The sequence below is a fragment of the uncultured Nocardioides sp. genome (assembly GCF_902805925.1).
In the GTDB taxonomy this organism is placed as follows: Bacteria; Actinomycetota; Actinomycetes; order Propionibacteriales; family Nocardioidaceae; genus Nocardioides.
This window is the reverse complement of sequence record NZ_CADCUP010000060.1, coordinates 1-10,126: the sequence shown is the minus strand read 5'-3', so window position 1 is coordinate 10,126 and position 10,126 is coordinate 1. Positions and strand designations below refer to the sequence as shown.

Below are 10,126 nucleotides of genomic sequence, written 5' to 3'. Positions count from 1 at the left end.
CGGCGCCACCGGCTGGCCTTCGACGAGCTGGTGGCCGACGACCTGGCCGCCTTCCGGGCCGAGCTGGACGACGACCTGCCGGAGTGGCGCTGAGCGGTCAGCGACCGGCCACGGCGTCGGCGAGCACCGCGTCCCACCGGCGGAGGAACTCCGCGAGGCCGTGGTGCTCCAGCACGTGCGCGCGGGCGGCGGCCCCCGCGGCGGCGGCCCGGTCGCGGTCGACGAGGAGGTGCCGGGCGGCCTCGACGAGCCGGTCGACGCGGGTGGTCAGCACGCCCGCCTCCGGGGGCACGGCCACCGCGGCCTCGGTGGTGGCCAGCGCCACCACCGGCATCCCCAGCGCCATGGCCTCCAGGAGGGACAGCCCGAGCGAGGTCCACCGGGCGGTGTGCACGTAGACCCCGCGCCGGGCGAGCTCGGTGTGCATCGCCTCCTGCGGCAGGTCCTCGAAGACCGTCAGCCCGGGCCTCGGCGGCAGCCGGTCGACGCGCATGCCGAAGACGTCGACGGGTACGGCGCGGGTCAGCGGGCCGAGGAGGTCGGCGCCGACCGACCGGCCGCGCCGGGCAGGGTCGTTGACGACGACGGCGGCGTGCGGCACCTCACCGGTCCACCGCTGCCCGGGGTCGAGGATGCCGTGGTCGACGACGGTGGTCCGGGCGCCGGTGCAGTTCCAGAACAGCTCGTTGAAGCCGGTGACGTGGACGACCGGGATGGCGTCCTGGCCGGCCATCGGGTGCCTGGTGTCGGGCACGTCCGGCACCCCGTGCAGGGGGGTGTTGTGCTCCAGGTAGACGGCGGGCAGGTCAACGCCGGGGCGCAGGCCGAGCCACTTCTCGACCAGCGCCGGCTCGTGCTCGCGCTGCAGCACCACCACGTCGGGCGCGGCGGCGGCCAGCGACTCCGGCGCGACCTCGCGCACGGTGGCCGGCCAGTCCCACGTGCGGGCCCGGCCGAGCCCGTCGGCGTCGCGCTCCGGCGTCACCGGCACGACGTACTCGTGGGCTCCCTGGACGAAGGAGGTGGTCCACGAGCCGTGGACGTGCCAGAGCAGGACGCGCATCCGCGTGCGGTGCCCACGGACGCCCGGGGCACTCCTGTCGGAGGGCCACAGGTTTGCGGGAGAACCGCTTCGGTTACCCCCCGGCCCGCGCAGGGGCCGCTGAGCAGAGGGAGGCCACATGAAGGTGCTGGGCATCAACGCGCTCTTCCACGACCCGTCGGCGGCGCTGGTCGTGGACGGGGTGACCGTGGCGGCGCTGGAGGAGGAGCGGATCTCGCGGCGCAAGCACGGCCACCGGCCGGTGCCCTTCGCGGCGTGGGAGCTCCCCGAGGCGGCCGCCGCCTGGTGCCTGGCCCAGGCCGGTCTCGAGCCGGGCGACCTCGACGCCGTGACGTACTCCTTCGATCCGGCGCTGGCCCGCCCCGCCGGAGAGATGGGGCTGGACGACCCGTGGGACCACCTCCGGCTCACCTACGCCCGCCAGGCCGCCGGCTTCCTCACCACCGCCCTGCCGGGGCTCGACCCGGCCCTCGTGCGGCACGTCCCCCACCACGTCTCCCACGCCGCCTCGGGGGCGCTGGCGTCCCCTCACCCCGACACCGACGTGCTCGTGCTCGACGGCCGCGGCGAGTGCGCCAGCCACCTGGCCGGGACCTACGCGGGCGGGCGCCTGACCGTGCACGCCTCCCAGGAGCTGCCGCACTCGCTGGGGCTGGTCTACGAGGGGCTCACCGAGCACCTCGGCTTCCTCCGGTCCTCCGACGAGTACAAGGTCATGGCGATGGCCTCCTACGGCACGCCCCGCTTCCTCGAGGAGGTGCGCCGTCGCGTGCACGCCGACGGCCGCGGGGGCTTCGTGGCCGGCGACGTCGACTGGTCCTCGCTGGCCAAGCGGCTGGCGCCCGGCGAGGAGTGGGCCGAGGAGCACGCCGACCTGGCCGCGTCGGTGCAGCGCTGCCTGGAGCTGCTGCTGCTCGACCTCGCCCGGTGGCTCCGTGGGCACACCGGCGGCCGCCGGCTGGCGCTGGCCGGCGGCGTCGCCCTCAACTGCGTGGCCAACTCCGTGCTGCACGAGCACAGCGGGTACGACACGGTGTGGGTGCAGCCCGCCGCCGGTGACGCCGGCACCGCGCTGGGCAGCGCGCTGCACGTGGCGGCCGAGGCCGGCGACGACGTGCGCCCGATGCCCGGGGCGGCGCTGGGCAGGGGCTGGAGCGACGCCGAGATCGAGGCCTGGCTGCGCGCCGCGCAGGTGCCCTACGAGCGGCCCGACGACGTGGCGGAGGCGGTCGCTGCGTGCCTGGCCGACGACGGGGTGGTCGCCTGGTTCCAGGGGCGCAGCGAGTTCGGCCCGCGCGCCCTCGGCCACCGCTCCCTGCTCGCCCACCCCGGCCACCTGCGCAACCTCGAGCGGCTCAACGACGTGAAGGGCCGCGAGCAGTTCCGCCCGGTGGCACCGATGGTGCTGGCCGAGCGGGCGCCGGCGATCTTCAGCCGCGGGCCGCTGCCCTCGCCGTACATGCTCTTCGTGCACGACGTCGCGGCCGAGTGGCGCGAGCGCATCCCCGCCGTCGTGCACGTCGACGGCACCGCCCGGGTGCAGACCGTCGACCCGGCCGACGAGCCGCTCGTCGCCCGGATGCTCGCTGCCTTCGAGCGGCGCAGCGGGCTGCCCGTGGTCATCAACACCAGCCTCAACACCGCCGGCCGGCCCATGGTCGACGACCCTCGGGACGCTCTGGAGTGCTTCGGATCCGCGCCGGTCTCGATGCTCGCCATCGGGCCCTTCGTCGTGCGCCGGCCGCGGATGGTCCCGTGAGCGAGCGGACGACGCTGGTCGTGCCGACCCTCGGGCGGCAGTCGCTCGACGGGCTGCTCCGGGCGCTGGCCGACCAGACGTCGCCGGTGACGGCACCCGTCGTGCTCGTCGACGACCGGCACCGCCCCGAGGAGCCGCTGGACCCCGCGACGTACGGCCTCGACGTGCAGGTGGTCGTGGCCGGCGGCGGCGGGCCGGCCCGGGCGCGCAACCTCGGCTGGCGGCGCGCCGCCACGCCGTGGGTGTCCTTCCTCGACGACGACGTGCTGCCCCCCACCGACTGGTGGGAACGGCTGCAGGCCGACCTGGACACCGCCGAGGCGACGAGCGGCGCGGTCGGCTCGCAGGCCCGCATCGTCGTCCCGCTGCCCCGGGGGCGTCGCCCGACCGACTGGGAGCGCGGCACCGCCGGCCTCGAGACGGCCCGGTGGATCACCGCCGACATGACCTACCTCCGCTCCACGCTGGTCGCCGTCGGTGGCTTCGACGAGCGCTTCCCGCGGGCCTTCCGCGAGGACGCCGACATCGCGCTGCGCCTCGGCGGCGAGCGTGACCGGATCCTGGAGGGCCGGCGGCGTACGACGCACCCGGTCCGGCCGGCCGACGACTGGGCGAGCCTGCGCCAGCAGGCGGGCAACGCCGACGACGTCCTGATGCGCCGGGTCCACGGCCGCGACTGGCACCGCCGCGCGGGCGCCCAGGTCGGCCGCCGCCCCCGGCACCTGGCCACCGTCGCCGCAGGGGTGCTCGGCCTGGCCGGGCTGCTGGGGCGGCGACGCCGCCTGGCGGGGCTGGCGGCGCTCGGCTGGCTGGTCGGCACCGGTGAGCTCGCCTGGGCGCGCATCGCGCCCGGCCCCCGCGACCGCGACGAGGTCCGGCGGATGCTGCTGACCAGCGCCGCCCTGCCGTGGGTGGCGACCTGGCACCTCCTGCGCGGCACCGTCCAGCACCGGCACGCCGGACCGTGGCGCGGCATCCCCGACCTCGTGCTCCTCGACCGCGACGGCACGGTCGTCCACGACGTGCCCTACAACGGCGACCCGGCGAAGGTGCGTCTCGTGGACGGGGCGGGCGACGCCGTGTCGCGGCTGCGGGCCGCCGGGGTGCGCGTCGGCCTCGTCACCAACCAGTCGGGCGTGGCCCGCGGCCTGCTCGGCGTCGAGGACGTGGAGGCGGTGAACGCCCGGGTCGCGGAGCTGCTCGGGCCCTTCGACACCGTGCAGGTCTGTCCGCACGCCGACGGCGACGGGTGCCGCTGCCGCAAGCCCGCCCCCGGGATGGTGGTGAGCGCGTGCGGCGAGCTCGGCGTGCCGGCGAGCCGCACCGTCGTGGTCGGCGACATCGGCTCCGACGTGGAGGCCGCAGCCGCGGCGGGGGCAGTCGGGATCCTGGTGCCGACACCGCGCACCCGGCACGAGGAGGTCCGCGCGGCGCCGCGCACGGCGCGCTCGATCTCCGGTGCGGTCGACATGCTGCTGGGTGGCCGGTGGTGAGCCGCACCCTCGCGGTGCGGCTCGACAGCCTCGGCGACGTGCTCGTCACCGGGCCGGCGGTCCGGGCGCTCGCCGCGGGCGGGCCGGTCGACCTGCTGTGCGGCCCCCAGGGCCGGGCGGCGGGTGCGCTGCTGCCCGGCGTGCAGGACGTGCTGTGCTGGCGGGCGCCGTGGATCGACCCCGCTCCCGACCCGGTCGACCGCCACCACGTGCGGGCGATCGTCGACCGGCTGGCCGAGCGCGGCTACCGCCGCGCGGTCGTGTTCACCTCCTTCCACCAGTCCGCGCTCCCCACCGCGCTGCTGCTGCGGATGGCCGGGGTCGGCTGGGTCGGCGCCATCAGCGAGGACTACCCCGGCTCGCTGCTCGACGTGCGGCACCGTCTCGACGACGACCTGCCCGAGGCGGAGCGGGCGCTCAGCCTGGCGCGGGCCTGCGGCGCCGAGCTGCCGCCCGGCGACGACGGGCGGCTCGCGGTCCACCCCGAGCTGGTGTCCGCGCCGCGCCCGGTGACGCCGTACGTCGTGCTGCACCCGGGCACGTCCGTGCCGGCGCGCGCGTGGCCGGCCGAGCACTACCGCGAGACGTGCCGCCTGCTCACCTCGCAGGGCCACCTCGTGGTGGTGACCGGCGCGCCGGACGAGCGGGAGCTGACGGCGTACGTCGCGGGCGATGACGGCATCGACCGCGGCGGCCGGACCGACCTGCGCTCGCTCGCGACCCTGCTGGCCGGGGCATCCTCGGTGGTCGTCGGCAACACCGGTCCCGCCCACCTCGCCGCCGCGGTCGGCACGCCGGTGGTGTCGCTGTTCGCCCCGACGGTGCCGGCCGTGCGCTGGGCGCCGTACCGCGTGCCGACCGTGCTCCTGGGCGACCAGCAGGCGCCGTGCCGTGGCTCGCGGGCCACGCAGTGCCCCGTGCCCGGCCACCCCTGCCTCACCTCGGTCCAGCCCCGCGACGTCGTCTCCGCCGTGCTCGAGCTCGGTGTGCGGCCGGGCCCCCGCTCCGCCCCGCCCCACCTCACCCCAGGGAGGACGCCATGAAGATCGCGCTCGTCTCGGAGCACGCCGACCCGCTCGCCACCCTCGGTGGCGTCGACGCCGGCGGCCAGAACGTCCACGTCGCCGCGCTCGCCACGGGGCTCACCCGGCTGGGCCACGAGGTCGTCGTGCACACGCGCCGCGACTCACCCGGCGCGGCGTGCCGGGTGGCGTGCCCCGACGGGTACGTCGTCGAGCGGGTCACCGCCGGACCGCCGACCGAGGTGCCCAAGGACGACCTGCTGCCGCACATGACCCAGTTCGGCGACGAGCTGCGGCGACGCTGGCGGGAGTCGCCGCCGGACCTCGTGCACGCCCACTTCTGGATGAGCGGGCTCGCCGCCCTGCGCGGTGCCGCCGGCCTGGGCGTCCCGGTGGTGCAGACCTTCCACGCCCTGGGCACCGTCAAGAGGCGGGAGCAGGGCGACGGCGACACCAGCCCGCCCGCCCGCATCGCGCTCGAGCGGATGCTGTGCCGCGAGGTCACCCATGTGGTGGCCACGTGCAGCGACGAGGTCCGGGAGCTCGCGCGGATGGGCCTGGCGCCCGGGCGGGCGAGCGTGATCCCGTGCGGCGTCGACGTCGCCACCTTCCGGCCGCGGACCTCGGTGCGCGCCGCGGCGGAGCCGCACCGGCTCCTGGTGATCGGCCGGCTGGTCGCACGCAAGGGCATCGGCGACGCGCTCCGCGCGGCGGCGCGGCTGCCCGGTGTCGAGGTGGTCGTGGCGGGAGGCCCGAGCAGCGACGCGCTGGACGCCGACCCCGAGGTCCTCCGGTTGCGCGGTCTGGCCCGGGTGCTGGGCATCCACGACCGCGTGCGGTTCCTCGGCGGCGTACGGCGCGGGGCGATGCCCGACCTGATCCGCTCCAGCGACGTGGTCGTCGCCGTGCCGTGGTACGAGCCGTTCGGCATCGTGCCGCTGGAGGCGATGGCGTGCGGCGTGCCGGTCGTCGGCTCCGCGGTCGGCGGGCTGCGCGACACCGTGGTCCCCGGCGTGACGGGCGAGCTGGTGCAGCCCCGCCGCCCGGACGACCTGGCAGTCGTGCTGCGCGACCTGCTCGCCGACCCCGGCCGCCGGGCCCGCTACGGGCGGGCGGGGCGCATCCGAGCGGTCGAGCGCTACGACTGGCAGCGCGTCGCCGAGCACACCGGCGCCGTGTACAGCGCCCTCGCCGGGCGGCCCGCGTCCCTGGGCGCGGAGGCCGGCCGATGACCGCCCAGTCGGCCCCGGGCACCGTGGCGACGCCGTGCGACCACGAGCACCTGCGCGAGCTCACCAGTGCGCTGGAGCGGTTCGCGCCCTGCGTGGACCTGGTCGACGAGTGGGGCAGCCGGCTGGCCGCGGTGCTCACCGGCGGCGGCCGCCTGCTCGCCGCGGGCAACGGCGGCAGCGCCGCCCAGGCGCAGCACCTGACCGCGGAGCTCGTGGGCCGCTACCGCCGCGACCGGGGCCCGTACTCCGCCATCTGCCTGTGCTCGGAGACGTCCAGCCTCACCGCCATCTGCAACGACTACCCGCCCGAGGAGCTCTTCGCGCGCCAGGTCGAGGCGCACGGCCGCGCCGGCGACGTCCTGGTGCTGATGTCGACCAGCGGACGGAGCCCCAACCTGGTGGCCGCGGCCCGCCGCGGCCGCGACATCGGCATGCAGGTGTGGGCGATGACGGGGCCGCTGCCCAACCCGCTGGCCGAGGCGTCGACGGCGTGCTGCGCGGTCGACGCGCCGTACACCGCGACCGTGCAGGAGCTGCACCTCGTCGCGCTGCACGTGCTGTGCGCGGCGTTCGACCGGACGCTCGGCGTGGGAGTCTCGCGCACCCAGCGGGGCGGGGCGGGGTCGTGCGCATGAGCGCCGGACCGCTCGTCGTCGTCGGGGACGTCCTGCTCGACGTCGACCTCGAGGGCCGGGCCACCCGGCTGAGCCCGGACGCGCCCGTGCCGGTGCTCGACGACCTCGTGGCCACCCCGCGGCCCGGTGGCGCCGGGCTCACCGCGCTGCTGGCCGCGGCCGACGGGCGCGACGTGGTGCTGGTCACCGCGCTGGCCGGCGACGACGACGCCCGGCTGCTCGCCTCGCTGCTGCACGACGCGGGGGTGCGCGTGGTCGCCCTCCCGCAGCCCGGCACGACGGCGGTCAAGAAGCGGGTCCGGGCCGCCGGCCAGTCGCTGCTCCGCCTCGACACCGGCGAGGGCGGCGAGCCCGGCGCCGCGCCCCCCGAGGCGGTCGACGCGATCGGCTCCGCGGCGGCCGTCCTGGTCTCCGACTACGGGCGGGGCGTCACCCGCTCGCCCCGCCTGCGCGCCGCCCTCGCCGACGCCGTGCGCCGCGCGCCGGTGACCTGGGACCCGCACCCGCGCGGCACTGCGCCGGTCCGCGGCACCCGCGTGGTGACCCCCAACGCCGACGAGGCCGCCCGGCTGGCGGGCGACGTCGACACCACGGGCCTGGGCCCGGTCGCCACCCTCACCGTCCGCGCCGAGGCGCTGCTCGAGCGGTGGGGGGCCTCCGCGGTCGCGGTCACCCTCGGCGCGCGCGGTGCCCTGGTGGCCCATGGCGGGTCCTCGCCCTCGGTCTTCCCGGCGCCGCGCGTGCGCGCCGCCGACCCCTGCGGTGCGGGCGACCGCTTCGCCGGCTGCGTGGCGGGGGCCCTGGCCGACGGCGCCCTGGTCACCGAGGCGGTGGAGCTGGCGGTACGCCGCGCCGCGGCGTTCGTCGCCGCGGGAGGCGCGTCGAGCGTGGGCGCCGGTCCACGGCGCGCCGACGACGACGTCGACCCGGTCGAGCGGGTGCGCGCCGCCGGGGGCACCGTCGTGGCCACCGGCGGCTGCTTCGACCTGCTGCACGCCGGTCACGTGGCGACCCTCGAGGCGGCCCGCGCGCTGGGCGACTGCCTCGTCGTCTGCCTCAACTCCGACGCCTCGGTGAGCCGTCTCAAGGGGCCGACCCGGCCCCTCGTGCCGCAGGCCGACCGGGCGCGGGTCCTGGCCGCCCTCGAGCCGGTCGACGCCGTCCTGGTCTTCGACGAGGACACCCCGCACGCGGTGCTCGAGCGGCTGCGGCCCGACGTGTGGGTCAAGGGTGGCGACTACGCCGGCGCCGAGCTGCCGGAGGCCGCGCTGCTGCGGCAGTGGGGCGCCCAGTCGGTGGTGCTGCCCTACCTGGAGGGGCGCTCGACGACGGGGCTGGTGACGGCGGCCGCCGGCACGACCGCACCGCGATGAGCGAGGTGCCGCACCGGGTCCTGGTCCTGCGGGCGCTCGGCCTCGGCGACCTGCTCGCCGGCGTGCCCGCCCTCCGGGCGATCCGCCGCGGGCTCCCGGGCCACGAGCTCGTGCTGGCCGCACCCGAGCCGCTGCGACCGCTGGTGGAGCTGACGGGCGCGGTCGACCGGCTGCTGCCGACCGGAGAGCTCGAGCCGGTCGGGTGGAGGGGCCCGCCCCCCGACGTCGCCGTCGACCTGCACGGCAACGGGCCGGCGAGCCGGGTCCTGCTGCAGGCGCTGGCGCCGCGGCGGCTCGTGGCGTTCGGCCACGACGGCGGCCCCGCCTGGTGCACCGAGGAGCACGAGCGGCACCGCTGGTGCCGCCTGGTGGGCGAGGCGCTCGGCGTGGCCACCGACCCCGACGACCTCCTGCTGCCAATGCCGCGAGTCGGGTCGCCGGCGCCCGGGGCCGTCGTCGTGCACCCGGGCGCGGCGTCGGGGAGCCGCCGCTGGCCCTCGCGGAGGTACGCCGCGGTCGCCCGGTGCCTCGCCGAGGCCGGGCACTCCGTGGTCGTCACCGGGTCGGGCGCCGAGCACCGGCTCGCCGCGGAGGTCGCCTCGCGGGCCGGGCTGCCCGACGAGGCGGTGCTGGCCGGCCGCACCGACCTCGCCGGGCTGGCGGCCCTGGTCGCCGGTGCCCGGTTGCTGGTGGCGGGCGACACCGGCGTGGCGCACCTGGCCTCGGCGTACCGCACCTCGTCGGTGCTGCTGTTCGGCCCCACGCCGCCGGCCACCTGGGGACCTCCGCCGGGCCCGCACACGGTGCTGTGGCACGGCGCGGGTCCGGGCGACCCCCACGGCAGCGAGGTCGACCCGGCGCTGGCCCGGATCACCGTGGAGGAGGTCGTGGCCGCCGCGCGGCTCAGGCTCGCTGCGCGGGGATGACGGCCGCGAGGCCGAGCTCGTCGGCGATCCACCGGACCGTCCGCTCCAGTCCCTCGCGCACCGGTGTGCGCGGCGACCATCCCAGCAGCGTGTGCGCCCGCGCCAGGTCGGGGCGCCGCAGCCGCGGGTCGTCCTCGGGGAGCTCCACGTGCACCAGCGACGAGGCCGAACCGGTGAGGTCGAGCACCAGCGCGGCCAGCTCGCAGATCGTGGTCTCGCGGTCCGAGCCGATGTTGACCGGGCCGCTGCCCTCGGACCCGGCCAGCCGGAGCAGCCCTTCCACGGTGTCCTCGACGTAGCACAGGGACCTGGTCTGGGAGCCGTCCCCGGCCACCGTCAACGGGTCGCCCGACAGCGCCTGCGTCACGAACGCCGGCACGACGCGGCCGTCGTCGAGCGCCATCCGCGGCCCGAAGGTGTTGAAGATGCGGGCGATGACCGTGTCGACCAGGCCCTCCCGGCGGTGCGCCTCGGTGAGCGCCTCCGAGAAGCGCTTCGCCTCGTCGTACACACTGCGCGGGCCGATCGGGTTGACGTTGCCCCAGTAGGTCTCGGGCTGGGGGTGCACCAGCGGGTCGCCGTAGACCTCGGAGGTCGACGCCAGCAGGAAGCGGGCGCCCGTT

The 10,126-nt window shown here is 77.4% G+C and carries 9 protein-coding genes; 7 read left to right on the top strand and 2 right to left on the bottom strand.

Annotation, left to right across the window (positions count from 1 at the left end):
- Positions 1 to 97 precede the first annotated feature (97 nt).
- Positions 98 to 1,063, bottom strand: coding sequence for a glycosyltransferase (locus QZX64_RS04255; protein WP_295657253.1), 966 nt, complete (start codon positions 1,061 to 1,063; stop codon positions 98 to 100).
- A 118-nt stretch (positions 1,064 to 1,181) separates the two neighbouring features.
- On the opposite strand from QZX64_RS04255, the gene QZX64_RS04250 reads away from it, so the two are divergent.
- Genes QZX64_RS04250 through QZX64_RS04220 form a run of 7 tightly spaced genes read left to right on the top strand, consistent with a single transcriptional unit; the run spans position 1,182 to position 9,503 of the window.
- On the top strand, positions 1,182 to 2,822 hold the full coding sequence (locus tag QZX64_RS04250; RefSeq protein WP_295657251.1) for a carbamoyltransferase C-terminal domain-containing protein: 1,641 nt from the start codon (positions 1,182 to 1,184) through the stop codon (positions 2,820 to 2,822).
- The gene (locus QZX64_RS04245) at positions 2,819 to 4,315 is read left to right on the top strand and encodes an HAD-IIIA family hydrolase (RefSeq protein ID WP_295657250.1); all 1,497 of its coding nucleotides are present in this window, start codon (positions 2,819 to 2,821) and stop codon (positions 4,313 to 4,315) included. The genes QZX64_RS04250 and QZX64_RS04245 overlap by 4 nt, the downstream gene beginning before the upstream one ends.
- Positions 4,312 to 5,358, top strand: coding sequence for a glycosyltransferase family 9 protein (locus QZX64_RS04240; RefSeq protein ID WP_295657248.1), 1,047 nt, complete (start codon positions 4,312 to 4,314; stop codon positions 5,356 to 5,358). The genes QZX64_RS04245 and QZX64_RS04240 overlap by 4 nt, the downstream gene beginning before the upstream one ends.
- The gene (locus QZX64_RS04235; RefSeq protein WP_295657245.1) at positions 5,355 to 6,569 is read left to right on the top strand and encodes a glycosyltransferase; all 1,215 of its coding nucleotides are present in this window, start codon (positions 5,355 to 5,357) and stop codon (positions 6,567 to 6,569) included. Before QZX64_RS04240 ends, QZX64_RS04235 begins: the two co-directional genes overlap by 4 nt.
- On the top strand, positions 6,566 to 7,204 hold the full coding sequence (locus QZX64_RS04230) for an SIS domain-containing protein (protein WP_295657243.1): 639 nt from the start codon (positions 6,566 to 6,568) through the stop codon (positions 7,202 to 7,204). Before QZX64_RS04235 ends, QZX64_RS04230 begins: the two co-directional genes overlap by 4 nt.
- Positions 7,201 to 8,577, top strand: coding sequence for a PfkB family carbohydrate kinase (locus QZX64_RS04225; protein ID WP_295657242.1), 1,377 nt, complete (start codon positions 7,201 to 7,203; stop codon positions 8,575 to 8,577). The genes QZX64_RS04230 and QZX64_RS04225 overlap by 4 nt, the downstream gene beginning before the upstream one ends.
- Positions 8,574 to 9,503 carry a glycosyltransferase family 9 protein gene (locus QZX64_RS04220; RefSeq protein WP_295657240.1) on the top strand — a complete coding sequence of 310 codons (930 nt, stop codon included), beginning with the start codon at positions 8,574 to 8,576 and terminating at the stop codon, positions 9,501 to 9,503. Before QZX64_RS04225 ends, QZX64_RS04220 begins: the two co-directional genes overlap by 4 nt.
- Here QZX64_RS04220 and QZX64_RS04215 read toward each other — a convergent pair.
- Positions 9,481 to 10,126 (bottom strand): NAD-dependent epimerase/dehydratase family protein (locus QZX64_RS04215; protein ID WP_295657238.1); only part of this gene is annotated, 646 nt, incomplete at its 5' end. The two genes, QZX64_RS04220 and QZX64_RS04215, sit on opposite strands and share 23 nt — an antisense overlap.